Here is a 14176-nt window from a genome sequence, read left to right on the forward strand (position 1 = left end):
CCCTGACTTTGTGAAATCGTTATACCGGAAGCTAAAGATGGACGAGCTGGATTTTCGTATTCTGCGTGAGCTGCAAAAGGATGGACGTATCCCGAACAACGTGCTGGCGGAAAAGGTGGGGCTGTCGCCGTCGCCTTGTCTGCGGCGCGTTAAACAACTGGAGGAGAGCGGTGCCATCGCACGCTATGTCGCCATCCTCAATCCGGCGGCGATGGGGCTGGAGCTGACGGTATTTGTGCGTGTCTGGCTGCGCAGCCAGGATGCGGACACCGTCGATAACTTCGCGCGTGAGGTACGCGCGCTGCCGGAGGTGGTGGAGTGCCATCTGATGGTGGGTGACTGCGATTTTCTGCTACGGGTGGTGGCGGCCGATCTGAATGCCTACCGACAGTTTCAGATCGACCATCTGGCACGCATCAGCGGCGTCCAGAGCCTGAAGACCGAGCTGCCCATGCAGACCATCAAACAGACCTCCGAGCTGCCGCTGGGCCAGGGTGGCGAAAACGGCCGCCGCGTGGTTTAAAGCAGATAGCGTAACAGGGCAGTCGCGCCGACGCTTATTGCCACCACCGGCAGCAGCGAAAAGCGCATCGCGGCCAGCAGCGAGATCGCCAGCGCCAGCAGATCTGCCGGGTCGCGGGTGACGAAGTGGGGCGCAATGACCGTGATCAGCACGCAGCCGGGCGCCGCCTCCATCACCGCTTTAACGCGCGGGCTAAAGGCGCGATCGCGTAGCAGCAGATAACCGCCGATGCGCGTCAGATACGTCGTCATCGCCATCAGCAGAATGGTCAAAATCGTCAGGCTCATGCGGATTTCCTGTGCAACAGCAGAATGGTCACAATACCGGAAAGGGTGCCTGCCGGTACGTAGTAGGCCGCGCCGGGAAAGGCGTGCCAGGTCGCGCCGGCGCAGATCAGGCTAACCAGCCACGGCAGCGCGGAACGCAGCCCTTTCCACATCCCTTTCAGCAGCACCAGAAACACCGCCGGGAAGGCCATATCGAACCCCCAACGGGTGATATCGCCCAGTACCGGACCGATGATCACGCCCGCGCCGGTGGAGATCACCCAGACCACCCACAGCGCCCCCGCCACGCCGACGTAATAACCGGCGCTGAAGAGGGGCAGCCCCTGTGCGCGCCGCCGCGCCGCATCCGCCATGCTCATCGCCCAGCTCTCATCGCACATAAAAAACAGCGCCAGCAGCGCTTTGCGCGGAGGCAGATGCGCCAGCGCAGGGGTCATGGCGGCACCCATCAGCAGATGGCGACTGTTGATCAGCAGGCTTACCAGCACAATGGTCAGCACGTGCGGCGGCGAGGACCAGAGCGCGATGGCCGCGAACTCCGAGCCGCCGGCGAAGTTCAGCCCGGTCATCGAGACCAGGGTAAAAGGCGAGAGCCCTTTCTGTGCCGCCTGCGCGCCCAGCAGCAGGCCGAACGGCAATACGCCAAGCAGAAGGGGAACGGATGACAGCAGACCACGCTGAATTTCACTGAATGATGAGCGTCCGGCGGCGATGGAAAGATCACGGTGCATAGCATCTCCTTATTTGCGGAGATTATATCGTCTCGCGTCGGGCAGCGGGATGCGTTTTCAGGCGAAAAAGCGCCCTAAAAGAAGAGAAATTTCAATAATACGGGGGAAAGTGAAACTGAGTGCTAAACCCATGGTAAAAGCAGGGATAACGACGCGCGGCTGGCGAGGTCTGATCTTGCGGCATAAAAAAGCCCGCGCGGAGCGGGCTGGACATGTCCGAAACGCCGGGGATGAGACCGGCAAGCAGCTTACAAGATTACGTCAGTGATTAGTCGCCCGAGGCACGATACGCCTTACGATTAAACGCATCCTGCCTCAGGCTTGATGACTATCGGCGTCGCGCCGGGGAACTTTATAGGCGAGGGCGCAATTAAGCCTGAAGAGGTCCGGCCAGCCGGCAGACAGGCAGCAAGTCGGCCTCAGACAGGCAGACAGACAGGCATCAGACTGGCATGCCGCAGACAGCAGGCAAGCAGACGGACAGCAGACAAGCAGACAGACAGCAGGCAAGTAGACAGACAACAGGCAAGCAGACGGACAGCAGGCAAGCAGACGGACAGCAGGCAGACGGACAGCAGACAGCCAGCCAGGCCGCAACGATCTTTCAGCAAAGAGAAGGGAGCCGGGCGGCGGCCCCTTACTCGCTCTCCGCCATGGCGCTTACCTGTGCGTCGATCAGCTGGTCGGAAACGTGAATCGCGGCAGTAAAGCTCGCCGCTATCGCCAGCACCCACATCAGTTTTTTCAGCGTCATTACCTTCTCCAGCGTGTTGTAACAGGGGATATCCTGGCGCTTCAGGGGGCCCTATAAAAAGCGTAAAATATCCTACAGTTAAGTCCTTTTTTTGTACAGGGCGATATCGCCGGGCGCGGGTTTTTGACGCCGTGCTGCGCGGCGGCTCACACTCTTAGCTTTTGCCTATCTCAGGAAAAACCATTACCAGCTGGCCTGCGCCGCGCTTTGCGAAAATAATCGGACCATGACTACTTATCGCATTCGGGTCGGGTTTCATAACCCTTCAGCCCTGACATTCCTACAGCTCGATGAGCTTCTCGAACCGCGCCGCTTCTGTCGGCTCAGCTCTTATGGCGAGAAGTTTCGTTGTTACATTGAATATGAATATCACTCCGAGGTGCATGACTACTGTTCCGTTTGCCAGCTGGCGCGCGATCAGGCCTGCCGGGTGAAAAGAAACCCGCTGGTGCTGGTGGAGGTGAAAAACGATGCGCCGCGCGTGCAGACATAAAATCGTACATTTCCGTCAGCGGGGCGCAGGCCGCGCCCGGTCTGCCTTGCCGCACGGCGAGGCCGCTAAGGCGCGCTCTGCGCTTTGACGCTTCCCGGCCGGTGTACAACACTGCCCTGTGTAATGCTTTTCATTAATCAGCTGACACAGAGGAGCCTCGGATGAAAAAAACGGTGGTTGTCGCAGGGGCGGTAGGCGTGATTGGACGCGCCGTGCTTAACCATTTCGAACATCAGGATGTGGAGCTGATCGCGCTGTCGCGGCGCGCGCCTGACTTTCCCACGCGTGCGCGCCATATCGCGGTCGATCTGACCGACAAAAACGCCTGTGAAGCGCAGCTGGCGACGCTGACCGGCGCCACGCACCTGGTGTTCGCCGCCTATCAGGAGCGACCGACGCCGGCGGAGCTGGTCGAGGTTAACCTGCTGATGCTGCAAAACCTGGTGGAAACGCTGGAGAAGCACGCACCGGGCTGCAGCACGTGGCGCTGATGCAGGGCGGCAAGGCGTATGGCGCCCATATCGGCCCGTTCCCGTCGCCGGCGAAAGAGAGCGACCCACGCCATATGCCGCCCAACTTCTATTACGATCAGGAAGATTTTCTGCGCAGCCGCTCGCAGGGCAAAAGCTGGTCCTGGACCGCGCTACGTCCGGAGGCGGTGATTGGCATGGCGGTGGGCAACCCGATGAACCTGCTGATGGTGATCGCCGTCTACGGCAGCATCGCCAAAGCGCTGGGCGTGCCCATGTCCTTTCCCGGCCCGCGCGCAGCCTGGGACGCGCTTTATCAGGTGACGGATGCGCGCATTCTGGCAAAGGCCATCGACTGGGCGGGGGAAAACCCGGCGTGCCGCGGCGAGATTTTCAATATCACCAACGGCGACTATTTCCGCTGGTCGCGCATCTGGCCGCGCATCGCCGCTTTCTTTGAGGTGCCGGTCGGCGAGCCGTTCCCGCTTTCGCTGCAGCAGATGATGGCGGACAAGGCAACACTCTGGCAGCAGCTGACGCAGCAGCACGGCCTGCACGCCTATCCTTATGAGAAGATTGTCTCCTGGCAGTTCGGCGACTTTATTCTTAAAACCTCCTTCGATAATATCACCAGCACCATTAAGGCGCGTCAGCACGGCTTTGCTGACTGTATCGACAGTGAAGAGATGTTTATCGAGCTGCTGACGCAGCTGCGCGAGCAGCGCTATATTCCCTAAGCGTGGGAAAAAGGACAAAACCGGCGCCAGACGCCGGTTTTTTTATTGCCGTTATTCAGCAATGGCAAAGCCAAAGGTGGTCTGATCGAGATGGATATCGCAGACGGCGCGGTCGGCGTAAGGCGTATCGTTGGCGCTCATCAGCAGCCACTGGCCCGCTTTCAGGATCGGCAGGTTCAGCACCCCTTGCGCGTCAGTATGATCCTTCATCGCCGCGTTTTCATAGGCGTAGGTGTGCGCCAGCGCCGGATGGCTCAGCGTGGCGTCGACAGCGTGATGATGGTGATGATGATGTCCATGCGGCGCGGGCGCCTTCGCGGCAAGATCGACCATCGCAATGCCCACCTGATGATTCGCCAGCGGCTTGCCGTTAGCCAGCAGCGTCACCTTCAGCGTATCGCCGGTTTTCAGCGTGGCAGGATCTACCTGCGGCACAAATTCCAGCCGCGCGCCGGTGGGCTGCGTCAGGGCCGGGTTGGCCCCTGGCGCGCCGATATAGCTGGCGCTTTTCGCGCTCATGGTGCTTTCCATGCAGTAGCTGCCTGGCCACTGCTGTTTATTGCTCTGCCGCCACTGGTACTTTTCACCGTCGGGCTTCAGCGACCAGAAGGCGGGCTTATAGGTGGCGCTCACCAGCCATGAGCCGACAGCCGGGCGGGCGAGGCTGAAACGGTACTTCTCACTGTTGATCGGAAACGATTCGGTTTGGCCGGTGCCGTGGGTAGCGATCAGCGGGGCAAACAGCGCCTGACGCGCCGGCGGGATCGGCTCGCCGTGCGGGAAGTTATCGCCATAGGCCATTTCAATCTCCAGCGTCTTACCGGCGGCCACGGGCGGCACATTCAGCCACAGCTCATGGGCCAGCAGCGCGGGTGAAACGAGCGCAAGCGCGGCAGTGAACAGCGTTTTTTTCATGTTATCTCCAGAACGTTCCCAAAGGTTTCGCCCGCACCGGGCAACAATCGGGCGACAAGGTCACCCGTAAGTGCGTATGTTATATCATAACATTTTTCCGTGCGGTAGCGCAGCGGGGAGATCTTGTTCTGCCGCGCGCCGGAACCGCCGCAGAGGGGGACAGCGGCGGCTCAGCGGCAGTTCTCTTCGGTATAGAGCATAAACTCTACCTTGCCGTCAGCGTAGGTGTGCGGCGCGTCGCCGCCATCGAGATAGCGCAGCATCAGCTCGGTCGCCAGCTGGGCATGACGGCGCGTATTCTGGTCGAGCGTCAGCGACAACGCGCCCTGCGCCAGTAGCGCCTGGGTGGTGGCGTAAAGTTCGTGGGTAATATAAACGCAGCGGCTCAGCAGGCGATGTCGCGCCAGCGCTTCGCCGATCTGCGTGTTGCCCAACCCGGTGTTGTAGAGGCCCGCTACCGCGTCCGACTGCGCCAGCTGCTTTTCCAGCAGCTTACTGATGGTGTCACGTTGTTCGTTGCCCGCCAGCGCCTCGCGCAGACGGATAGCGGGAAAGCGCTGCTGTAATACGTCGCGAAACCCTTCGATCCGTTGCCGGTGCGCGCTGTAGTCGAAACGGCCGCTAACCATAATCACATCGCCCTGCTGGCGCAGCATACGGCCCATCATCAGGCCGGCGGTGCGTCCCGCCTGCAGCTGATTAATGCCGACATGGCACAGCCGCTCTGCGCCCGGCAGATCGGTGACCAGAGTGATCACCGGCACGCCGCGCTGTTTGCACAGGGAGAGCGCCTCATAAATAGCGGGATGTTCATGGGCGAAAACGATCAGCCCGTCGCGCTGCCTGCTGCGCGTGAGGATATGCGCGGCAAGCTGATCGGGGCGATCTTCCGGGATAAAGGTGCGGTGCAGCGTCAGGCGGCGATAGCCCAGCCCGGTGGCGACCGCGGCGAAATCGCTGGCCAGCTGGCGAAAGAAGAAAGAGTCGTTGCCGCTCAGCAGCACTTCAATCTGCCACGGCTGGCGATGATCTTCCGGCAATATGCGCTTCAGGCCCGCCGCGCGCGCCGCCTGCAGCACTTTGCGCGTGGTCTGCGGCGAGACGCCGCCGCGCTCGTTCAGTACCCGATCCACCGTAGCCAGCCCAACGCCGGCTATTTTCGCCAGCGCTGCAAGAGTGACTGTTTTCATTTCCCACTCCGTTGAGGTGAAACCCTCAAAAACGCCATTCTGCCGGCGCGTCAGGGCGCTTATCTTAACATCCTGTTCACAAACATAGCGAAGGACGAGGCGGTTGAAAATGGCAAAGATCAAATTTGCGCTGGTAGGCTGCGGTTTTATCGGACAGGTGCATGCGGCCAACCTGGCGGCGCATCCCGCTACGGCGCTGACGCTGACGGCCGATATCGATGAGGCGCGCGCGCGGCAGCTGGCGCAGCGCTACGGCAGCCGGACGGCGACGGTAGAGCAGGCGATCCGGCATGAGGAGATCGACGCGGTGCTGATCGCCAGCGCCACGCCATCGCACGCTGCGCTACTGGAGGCCGCGGCGCGCGCCGGCAAAGCGGTCTGGTGCGAAAAACCGATCGACCTTTCGCTGGCGCGGGCACAACAGACGGTAGAGCGTATTTTACCGCTAAAAGCGCCGGTGACGGTCGGCTTCAACCGGCGCTTCGATCAGAGCCATCGTCAGCTGAAGCGGCAGCTTGCCGCCGGCGCTATCGGCCAGCCGGAGCTGATCCAGATGGTGTGCCGTTCGTCTGAGATGCCGTCGCTGGACTATCTGCGCGCCTCCGGCGGCCAGATGCGCGACCAGGCGATCCATTTCTTTGATCTGCTGCGCTGGCTGACGGGCGATGAGGTAACGCTGGTAGGGGCGCTGGGTGCGACGCTGGCGCAGCCAGCGCTCAGCGAACTGGGGGACGTTGATACCTCGGTGCTGATTATGCAGCTGCAACAGGGCGCGCTGGCGCAGCTGGATAATGCGCGCCGTACCGGCTACGGCTACGACGAACGCATCAGCGTGATGGGCGCCGCCGGGCTGGCGGAATCCGCGAGCCCGCTGCCGCCGGGCGTGCGGCTGTGGCAGGGTGACGCGCAGCGGCAGCCGGGGATGTGGCCCGACTGGTTCAGCCGTATCCGCGCGACCTGGTACGATCATCTGGATGCCTTCGTCAGCGAGATTCAGGGCGTGCCGTCGGCCGATCTGCCGCGCCTGCTGGACGGGCTGCAGGCGCAGGCGATCGCAGAAGCGGCGACGCTCGCGCTGCAGACGCGCCGCTTCTGCGCGGTGGCGCAGCTGACGGGAGGCGCGGCGTAACAGCGAGGCGGGGGCGAAAGGGGCGGCCGGGCTGGCGCCCCCGACATGCAGGCGCGTCGCGCGTCACCGCGTTTATCATGCCCCATCGCTCGCGCGTTGTTCATCGTAAGCTTCGCGGGCCTGCGCCATGGTCGCGCCATATTCTCTGGCCCAGCTTACCAGAGCAACAAACGGATCCTGCAGTGTTCGGCCCAGCGGCGTGATGGCATATTCGACCGCTACGGGTGACGAGGCGATGACGCGACGGCTGACCAGTCCGTTGCGCTCAAGCCGGCGTAACGCTTCTGTCAGGGCTTTATGGGTGATGGGATCAAGCCTGCGCTTAATGGCGTTAAAACGCGCGGGTTCGCTGCACAGCACCGTCAGGATCAATACCGACCATTTGTTTGCCACCTGCTCCAGGATGGGGCGCGTGCTGTTGATCTCTGCCAGCAGAGCCGGGATATCGTTCGCCATGAGGTTTCCTTCTGTATATCTAATGTCGATCAGGTGCGTAATTGACACTAAATATACGGAATATATCATCAGGTTTCTATCCCGATCTGGAGCTTGAGCAGCCATGTTAAAACTTGAAGGAAAAACCGCCCTGGTGACCGGCGGCAGCAGCGGTATCGGCCTTGCCGTCGCCCGCCGCTTTGTACAAGAGGGCGCCCATGTTTTTATCACCGCCCGACGCGAAGCGCCGCTGGCAGAAGCGGTTGCGCTTATCGGCGGCCGGATCGAGGCGATCCCCGGCGACCTGACCGACACCGGCGATCTCGCCCGCCTGTTCGGGACCCTCCATGCCCGTGCCGGCCGCCTCGATATCCTGGTGAACGCCTCAGGCGTGGCCGAACCGGCCAGCCTCGACGAGACCACGGAAGAGCATTTCGACCGTATCTTCGGCCTGAACGTGCGCGCCATGGTGTTCACGGTGCAGCACGCGGTACGGCAGATGGGCGAGGGGGGACCATCGTGTTGCTCGGCTCGATCGCGGGGGGAATGGCCAATCCCGACTATGGCGCCTATTCCGCCAGCAAGGCCGCGGTACGCGCCTATGCGCGCACCTGGAACACCGAGCTGGCGCCGCGCGGCATCAGGGTCAATACCCTCAGTCCCGGCCCCACTGACACGCCGATGTTCGATCAGGCCAGCGACGAGATCAGACAGACGATGAGCGCACGGATACCGGCTGGACGCCTGGGGGATCCTGACGAAGTGGCGGCTGCAGCCTTGTTCCTGGCTTCGGACGACAGCGCGTACGTCAGCGGTGCCGAACTGGTTATTGATGGCGGCATGACGGCGTAGGAGGTCTTCACCGCTGCCCGGCGCGCCTGCCGGACAGCGGTGCTATGGCAGAGCGCACCTGCGTCAGCGTGTGGCAGTAGGGTAAGCGCCTGCGTAGCGCCCATACCGGAACAACGCGGTTGCGCTTAGCGCGCCTTGCTGTGTTGACGGGAGGTGAGCCATGTCATCGCTACCGCGCCAAGCAGGAATAGGCCACTCAGGCCAAACGCACTTTGCCATCCCAGGTGGTCAAAGAGCAGTCCTCCCGCCGTTGAACCCAGCGCGATAGAAAGCTGGATGACAGCAACCATGAGACCGCCGCCCGCCTCTGCATCGTCGGGTAAGGTGCGTGCTATCCATGTCCACCATCCCGTTGGCGCTGCGGTAGCCAGCAGCCCCCACAGGCTGAGCAAAACAGCAACGATCCATGTGCTGTGTCCGGTCAGCAGTAACGTTCCGGCAATCGCCGCCATAAGCAGAGGGATCAGAATTAATGTCTGATAAAACCGGGCATTCAGGAAGGTCGAAACGATCATCGTGCCGGCAAAGCCTGCTACGCCTATCGCGAGCAAAATCAGGGAAAGGCCAGAGGCATCGACGCGGGTCACCGTCTCCAGAAACGGCCGCACATAAGTAAATAAGGCAAACTGCCCCATAAAGAAAAGTCCGCAAGCCAGCAGCCCGGTTGGTACGACAGCGACGTTGAACAGACGAAACACAGAACCCTGTGGCTTGTGCGCTTTGCTTGCCATCGAAGGCAGGCTGACGCATTGCCAGATGAACGCAGCTATCGCCAGCGGGACGAGACATAAAAAGGCCCCGCGCCAGCCGACGGTGGCGCCCAGGTAGCTCCCCAGCGGCGCCGCCACAACGGTAGCCAGCGCATTGCCACCGTTAAAAATTGCCAGCGCACGGGGAACCTGGTGTTGCGGCACCAGCCGAATGGCAGTTGCCGCTGACATTGACCAGAATCCGCCGATGACGATCCCAATCAACGCCCTCCCCAGCATATATACCGGATAGTTAGGCGCCAGCGCGATAATCATTCCTGATATCGCCATCAGAACCGTCAGCCCCAGCAGGAGATATTTACGATTCAGAGCGCCGGCAAGGTGGGAGAGGGTGAGACTGGTCAGCACCGCCAGCGCGCCGGAGATGGCAATGCCTTGCCCTGCCACTCCCTCTGAGACATGCAAATCGCCGGCAATCGGCGTCAACAGGCTGACCGGCAGAAACTCAGACGCGATCAGCACAAAAACGCAGAGCGTCATGGCAAATACGCCGCTCCAGTAGGCGGGGTTTCATTGTGCGAGGATTTAAGACTTACGGTGGACATTATCAGCATCTCTTTATATCGTTCCGGCCAGATTCAGGCGCAGCCGGGACAGACGCTATTCAGGGAATAACGGCATCATGTGCGATGTGGCATATTCAGCGTCACATCAGGCAGGGTAAAGCCACCCGTGAATAACAGGTGGCCGGTTAAACAATGTTGACCCGACGAATTATCTTAAGTGGGCCTTGAAAAACTGCTCAAATTTAGCAAACGGGATCTTACCCGCTACGTTGTCGTATAAATCCACGTGGTTTGCCCCCGGAATAATCACCAGCTCTTTCTCTTTACTGCCGAGCGCTTTAAAGGCATCTTCCGCAAAATAACGTGAATGCGCTTTTTCACCGGTCACGATAAGCGTAGGGATAGTGACCTCATTGGCATAACTCAACAGCGGCATATTCATAAATGACAGCGGCATTGTCGCATTCCATGCGCCGGTTGAGTTGACCGAACGCGCATGGAAACCACGCGGCATACGGTAATAATCAAAGAACTCTTTTAAAACCGGGTTCGGATTGGCGGGCAGCGTTTCCGGCAGGATACGCGCCGAAGCGGTGACCTGGCCCTTTTCGTCAACATAGATGTCATGCCCGCCGGGCGCCGCAGTGCCATTTTCCGCATCCTGCCAGCGCTGCGCGTTCAGATACTGCAACACAGCACGACGATCGGCGGTGGTGTAACGGTCTTTGCCATCGCCCACGCCATGGCCCATCGCGCGGCTCATGTCATACATCACGCTGGTGGCCACCGCTTTGACGCGCGTATCCATCGCGGCGTCGTTTAAGGCCATGCCGCCCCAGCCGCAAATACCGAGTAACCCGATACGGTTGCGGTCCACCTCTTTTTGCAGGCCCAAGAAATCTACCGCCGCGCTGAAATCTTCGGTGTTGATATCCGGAGAGGCGACATTACGCGGGGTGCCGCCGCTTTCGCCCGTGTAGGAAGGATCAAACGCCAGGGTCACAAACCCCTGCTCAGCCAGCGTTTGTGCATACAGGCCACTGGATTGCTCTTTAACCGCGCCGAAAGGCCCGCTGATGGCAATCGCCGCCAGCTTGCGCTCGCCGCGATCTTTCGGCAGGTAGAGATCCCCGACTAAGGTAATGCCGTAGCGGTTCTGAAAGGTCACTTTGCGGTGATCCACTTTCGCGCTTTCAGCAAAGGTTTTATCCCACTTTTCGCCCAGCGAAACGGGGGCATTCGGCTGGTTGGTATCAGCGTAACTCATCGTTGTGACTCCACTTAATGATGCGCATAGCAGCATGGCGGGTATCGCAGCTGTCAGCTTTTGGGTGAAAACAGTCATCAAAATTTTCCTGAAAAAGGTTACAGAGACAGGTTTCATGCGAACAACGCTGCTGTGCTTTGTTGCAATGCGCACAGTATAGTTAGCAGCAACAGTGCTGATTAGAGGGGCAAAAATGCTAACATTAATATCATATTGTTATAAATGACGCGGTGGTGAGGGGAGAAGCATGGCGAAACGGGAAAACTATAACGATCTCTACCTGTTTATGCTGGTCGTTCGGGAGGGGAGTTTTACCGCTGCGGCGCAACGGCTTGGCCTGGCACAATCGGGCGTTAGCCGTTCTGTACGCGAACTTGAAGCACGGCTGGGCGTTCAACTTCTGGTACGCACCACGCGCAGATTATCGCTCACCCAGGCGGGCGAGCAGCTTTATCGCACCGTCGAGTCTGGATTTGATGCGTTAGATGTGGGGCTCGCCACGCTGGCCCATTATCGCCAAACCCCGTCCGGGACGGTACGCATCAATGCCAGCCAGCACGCTATTGATAAAGTGCTTCTGCCGAAGCTGGCGGTGTTTAAGCAACGCTATCCCGATATCAAACTGGAACTCATCAGCGAAAGCCGGTTCGTCGATATTATTACCGAGAGGTTCGATGCCGGCGTACGGCTGGGGCCGGAAGTTGACAGCGGCATGATTGCGGTGCGCATTTCGCCCGATATGGAGATGGCCGTTGTCGCTACGCCCGAACATTTTCGTCGCTACGGCTTTCCGCAAACCCCCGCAGAGTTGGCCGTTCATCCCTGCATCGCTTATCAGTTCGGTGACGGCAGCCTGTACGCATGGGAACTCCACCAGGAGGGAAAACCCATCCTCCATCGGCCGCAGGGGCAGTGGTGTTTTGCTGACAGCTATATGGAAGCCAAAGCCGCCAGGCTGGGGCTGGGGCTGGCTTATGTCCCGGAAGAGTTGGTTTCTGATGATTTAGAACAAGGGCGGCTTATCAGGGTACTGCAACCTTACAGCCAGCGCCTGGCAGGTTCATTTCTCTATTATCCGCATCGCAATGTGTCGCCCGCTTTGCGCGCGGTGATTGAAACCTTAAGAATGTAATGCACAGATAACCTGCGGCGCCGGTCTCTTAATCTTTCACGCGCAAAGCATTAAGCAGCTCCCTGAAGGCCGGCGAAGCCTGATGGCGATGAGGATAATAAAGATAAAAGCCGTCCCAGAAAGGGGAGAACGCCTCCAGCACTCGGATCACTTCCCCTCTTTCTATATAGGGCTGGGCCATTTCTTCCGGTACGTAGGCAAGCCCAAGCCCTGCAACTGCAGCATCAAGCACATGAAAGATGTCGTTAAAAACCAGCTGACCCTCTACCCGAATTTTTATTTCCCGCCCATTTTCTGCGAATTCCCAGGCATAAAGCCCGCCGCCGGGGTGGCTATCTCACCCTGGGCCGATCTGACCCACAGCGGTTTCTCTGCTATCACCCGGGAGGGGAGTGATCCGCTCTGTCGCGTCGATTTTCTCAACATGCTGGCAAGACGCTTTCTTGCGGGGGCACTGCCTACACATCCTGATGCTTCTCCCGTTTATGCCAACGTGCAGGGGCTGGCGCCCATCCTCATTCAAATCGGCGAGAACGAAGTGATGTTGAGCGATGCGATAAAGCTGGCTGCAAATTTAGGGGAAGCCCGGGTACGCACCACGCTCGAAGTCTGGCCAGGCATGTTCCATGTATGGCATCTTCTGGCCGGTATCCTGCCAGAAGCCGACCAGGCATTACGCAACGCGATTCGTTTCCTTGAGGAGGCTTTTACCGGCGAACCGAGCTGAGAAAAGATCGCCGTCCGCAAAGCGCGATAGACACCTTTAGCAACGGGCGCCCGGCCTGCAACAGGCGAGGGCGGGCGCCCGGCATTATTACAGCGTCATTGCGCTGTATCAGGCGGCAGCGTTAAGGAAACGGCGTGCTTACCGCCCGTTATCACCACTCGACGCAGATTTTACCCAGATGGGCACCACTTTGCTGGTAAGCAAAGGCTTCGCTGAGCGCTTCATATTTGAAGGTACGGTCAATAACTGGCTTTCTGTTCATCGCCTCCAGCGCTTTGACAAAATCGGCCTGGTCCTGACGGCTTGCCACAATCACGCCTTTAATCTGTACCTGCTTCGCCAGCAGGGAAAGGACGGACAGGGCGGCCTCATCGCCTGAAAGAATACCAATCTGCGCAATATGGCCGCCGACTTTGACCGACTTCAGCGATTCGCCCAGGGTCGCCGGGCCGCCCACTTCCACCACGTGATCCACGCCAAACCCTTGCGTCAGTTCGAGAACTTTATCTCCCCATGCCGGCGTTGTTTTGTAATTGATGGTTTCATCTGCGCCCAGTTCGCGCACAAAGGCGAGCTTTTCATCGGATGAAGAGGTCGCAATAACCCTGGCGCCCATCGCTTTCGCTATCTGCAGAGCAGCGATAGAGACGCCGCCGGTTCCCTGCACCAGCACTGTTTCACCTGCTTTAAGCTGGCCATCGGTGACAAGCGCCCGCCAGGCGGTCAGCGCAGAGGTCGTGATGGTGGCTGATTCTGTATGGCTCCATCCCCTGGGCGCATGGGTAAAGGCGTTTTCCGAACGTACAACGTATTCACTGGCCATGCCATCCACGCCGTCGCCGGGCGTATGGGCAAAGCCGCCGACAGCGGGCGTCGGCTTGCCTGCCGGCCAGATGGGGAAAAAGGTAGAGACCACATGATCGCCAACCCTGAACGCTTCAACGCCTTCTCCCACTTCTTCCACAATGCCCGCCCCATCTGACAGCAGGATGCGGCCATCTTGGGTGGGAAACTGTCCGGTGGCGACAATCAAATCATGATAGTTCAGCGAGCTGGCCTTTATGGCCACGCGAATTTCACCCTTGCCGGGCCTGCCCGGATCGGCAATATCTGACACGATGATATTTTCCAGACCGCCGGGCGCGTTAAGCGTTACTGCTTTCATGATACCTCTCCTGTAGAGCGTGAGTTTTCTGTACTAACCCTAGATCATAGGGCCACTTTGTTAAAGATGGGCTTTTTTCCTGACGAGGGAGGG

General features: G+C 59.5%; 14 protein-coding genes and 3 pseudogenes. 8 read left to right on the forward strand and 9 right to left on the reverse strand.

Going from position 1 to position 14176, the window contains the following annotated elements; translation table 11 throughout:
• Window positions 1-37: 37 nt before the first annotated feature.
• Window positions 38-523, forward strand: coding sequence for an Lrp/AsnC family transcriptional regulator (locus tag C2E15_RS08730; RefSeq protein WP_245912366.1), 486 nt, complete (start codon window positions 38-40; stop codon window positions 521-523).
• Here C2E15_RS08730 and C2E15_RS08735 read toward each other — a convergent pair.
• Both C2E15_RS08735 and C2E15_RS08740 read right to left on the reverse strand, forming a co-directional pair.
• Window positions 520-810, reverse strand: coding sequence for an AzlD family protein (locus tag C2E15_RS08735; protein ID WP_104957018.1), 291 nt, complete (start codon window positions 808-810; stop codon window positions 520-522). The two genes, C2E15_RS08730 and C2E15_RS08735, sit on opposite strands and share 4 nt — an antisense overlap.
• Window positions 807-1541 carry an AzlC family ABC transporter permease gene (locus C2E15_RS08740; RefSeq protein WP_104957019.1) on the reverse strand — a complete coding sequence of 245 codons (735 nt, stop codon included), beginning with the start codon at window positions 1539-1541 and terminating at the stop codon, window positions 807-809. The genes C2E15_RS08735 and C2E15_RS08740 overlap by 4 nt, the downstream gene beginning before the upstream one ends.
• A gap of 980 nt (window positions 1542-2521) precedes the next feature.
• On the opposite strand from C2E15_RS08740, the gene C2E15_RS08745 reads away from it, so the two are divergent.
• The 3 genes from C2E15_RS08745 (at window position 2522) to C2E15_RS08750 (ending at window position 3995) form a co-directional block, all read left to right on the forward strand.
• Complete coding sequence (locus tag C2E15_RS08745; RefSeq protein WP_104957020.1) at window positions 2522-2788, forward strand: hypothetical protein; 267 nt, start codon at window positions 2522-2524, stop codon at window positions 2786-2788.
• Between the two features lie 161 nt (window positions 2789-2949).
• Window positions 2950-3279 (forward strand): NAD-dependent epimerase/dehydratase family protein, encoded by a 330-nt coding sequence (locus C2E15_RS21860; RefSeq protein WP_218926714.1) that lies wholly within the window; start codon window positions 2950-2952, stop codon window positions 3277-3279.
• Window positions 3279-3995 (forward strand): Rossmann-fold NAD(P)-binding domain-containing protein, encoded by a 717-nt coding sequence (locus C2E15_RS08750; protein WP_425438041.1) that lies wholly within the window; start codon window positions 3279-3281, stop codon window positions 3993-3995. The genes C2E15_RS21860 and C2E15_RS08750 overlap by 1 nt, the downstream gene beginning before the upstream one ends.
• 51 nt (window positions 3996-4046) lie before the next feature.
• Here C2E15_RS08750 and C2E15_RS08755 read toward each other — a convergent pair whose 3' ends face one another.
• Window positions 4047-4910: a DUF4198 domain-containing protein gene (locus tag C2E15_RS08755; protein ID WP_104957021.1), complete on the reverse strand. Its 864-nt coding sequence runs from the start codon at window positions 4908-4910 to the stop codon at window positions 4047-4049.
• A gap of 170 nt (window positions 4911-5080) precedes the next feature.
• Window positions 5081-6100 carry a LacI family DNA-binding transcriptional regulator gene (locus C2E15_RS08760; protein ID WP_104957022.1) on the reverse strand — a complete coding sequence of 340 codons (1020 nt, stop codon included), beginning with the start codon at window positions 6098-6100 and terminating at the stop codon, window positions 5081-5083.
• A 109-nt stretch (window positions 6101-6209) separates the two neighbouring features.
• Between C2E15_RS08760 and C2E15_RS08765 the strand changes: the two genes are divergently transcribed.
• Entirely contained in the window at window positions 6210-7229 is a 1020-nt protein-coding gene (locus C2E15_RS08765; RefSeq protein ID WP_104957023.1) for a Gfo/Idh/MocA family oxidoreductase, read from the forward strand.
• A gap of 75 nt (window positions 7230-7304) precedes the next feature.
• Here C2E15_RS08765 and C2E15_RS08770 read toward each other — a convergent pair whose 3' ends face one another.
• On the reverse strand, window positions 7305-7685 hold the full coding sequence (locus tag C2E15_RS08770; protein WP_104957024.1) for a winged helix-turn-helix transcriptional regulator: 381 nt from the start codon (window positions 7683-7685) through the stop codon (window positions 7305-7307).
• A gap of 103 nt (window positions 7686-7788) precedes the next feature.
• Here C2E15_RS08770 and C2E15_RS08775 point away from each other — a divergent pair.
• Window positions 7789-8516, forward strand: a pseudogene (locus C2E15_RS08775) (SDR family NAD(P)-dependent oxidoreductase).
• Between the two features lie 125 nt (window positions 8517-8641).
• Here C2E15_RS08775 and C2E15_RS08780 read toward each other — a convergent pair.
• Window positions 8642-9831: pseudogene (locus tag C2E15_RS08780) on the reverse strand (MFS transporter).
• A 169-nt stretch (window positions 9832-10000) separates the two neighbouring features.
• A complete protein-coding gene (locus C2E15_RS08785) occupies window positions 10001-11137 on the reverse strand; it encodes an alpha/beta hydrolase (protein WP_104957026.1) in 1137 nt (378 codons plus the stop codon).
• Window positions 11138-11306: 169 nt separating this feature from the next.
• Here C2E15_RS08785 and C2E15_RS08790 point away from each other — a divergent pair, with 169 nt between their 5' ends.
• Window positions 11307-12191 (forward strand): LysR family transcriptional regulator, encoded by an 885-nt coding sequence (locus tag C2E15_RS08790; RefSeq protein ID WP_104957027.1) that lies wholly within the window; start codon window positions 11307-11309, stop codon window positions 12189-12191.
• A gap of 28 nt (window positions 12192-12219) precedes the next feature.
• Here the strand turns inward: C2E15_RS08790 and C2E15_RS08795 are convergent, their stop codons facing one another.
• Window positions 12220-12471 carry a LysR substrate-binding domain-containing protein gene (locus C2E15_RS08795; protein ID WP_104957028.1) on the reverse strand — a complete coding sequence of 84 codons (252 nt, stop codon included), beginning with the start codon at window positions 12469-12471 and terminating at the stop codon, window positions 12220-12222.
• A gap of 36 nt (window positions 12472-12507) precedes the next feature.
• On the opposite strand from C2E15_RS08795, the pseudogene C2E15_RS08800 reads away from it, so the two are divergent.
• A pseudogene (locus C2E15_RS08800) lies at window positions 12508-12918 on the forward strand (alpha/beta hydrolase fold domain-containing protein); the annotation flags it as partial.
• Window positions 12919-13069: 151 nt separating this feature from the next.
• Here the strand turns inward: C2E15_RS08800 and C2E15_RS08805 are convergent.
• Window positions 13070-14083: a zinc-dependent alcohol dehydrogenase family protein gene (locus C2E15_RS08805; protein WP_104957029.1), complete on the reverse strand. Its 1014-nt coding sequence runs from the start codon at window positions 14081-14083 to the stop codon at window positions 13070-13072.
• Window positions 14084-14176: the final 93 nt, after the last annotated feature.

This window comes from Mixta gaviniae (assembly GCF_002953195.1).
GTDB classification, from domain to species: Bacteria; Pseudomonadota; Gammaproteobacteria; order Enterobacterales; family Enterobacteriaceae; genus Mixta; species Mixta gaviniae.

What these genes read in the sequence shown, in the direction of transcription:
- C2E15_RS08730 (WP_245912366.1), top strand. Translation starts at nt 38, where the DNA reads ATGGACGAGCTGGATTTTCGTATTCTGCGTGAGCTGCAAAAGGATGGA.
- C2E15_RS08735 (WP_104957018.1), bottom strand. Translation starts at nt 810, where the DNA reads ATGAGCCTGACGATTTTGACCATTCTGCTGATGGCGATGACGACGTAT.
- C2E15_RS08740 (WP_104957019.1), bottom strand. Translation starts at nt 1,541, where the DNA reads ATGCACCGTGATCTTTCCATCGCCGCCGGACGCTCATCATTCAGTGAA.
- C2E15_RS08745 (WP_104957020.1), top strand. Translation starts at nt 2,522, where the DNA reads ATGACTACTTATCGCATTCGGGTCGGGTTTCATAACCCTTCAGCCCTG.
- C2E15_RS21860 (WP_218926714.1), top strand. Translation starts at nt 2,950, where the DNA reads ATGAAAAAAACGGTGGTTGTCGCAGGGGCGGTAGGCGTGATTGGACGC.
- C2E15_RS08750 (WP_425438041.1), top strand. Translation starts at nt 3,279, where the DNA reads ATGCAGGGCGGCAAGGCGTATGGCGCCCATATCGGCCCGTTCCCGTCG.
- C2E15_RS08755 (WP_104957021.1), bottom strand. Translation starts at nt 4,910, where the DNA reads ATGAAAAAAACGCTGTTCACTGCCGCGCTTGCGCTCGTTTCACCCGCG.
- C2E15_RS08760 (WP_104957022.1), bottom strand. Translation starts at nt 6,100, where the DNA reads ATGAAAACAGTCACTCTTGCAGCGCTGGCGAAAATAGCCGGCGTTGGG.
- C2E15_RS08765 (WP_104957023.1), top strand. Translation starts at nt 6,210, where the DNA reads ATGGCAAAGATCAAATTTGCGCTGGTAGGCTGCGGTTTTATCGGACAG.
- C2E15_RS08770 (WP_104957024.1), bottom strand. Translation starts at nt 7,685, where the DNA reads ATGGCGAACGATATCCCGGCTCTGCTGGCAGAGATCAACAGCACGCGC.
- C2E15_RS08785 (WP_104957026.1), bottom strand. Translation starts at nt 11,137, where the DNA reads ATGACTGTTTTCACCCAAAAGCTGACAGCTGCGATACCCGCCATGCTG.
- C2E15_RS08790 (WP_104957027.1), top strand. Translation starts at nt 11,307, where the DNA reads ATGGCGAAACGGGAAAACTATAACGATCTCTACCTGTTTATGCTGGTC.
- C2E15_RS08805 (WP_104957029.1), bottom strand. Translation starts at nt 14,083, where the DNA reads ATGAAAGCAGTAACGCTTAACGCGCCCGGCGGTCTGGAAAATATCATC.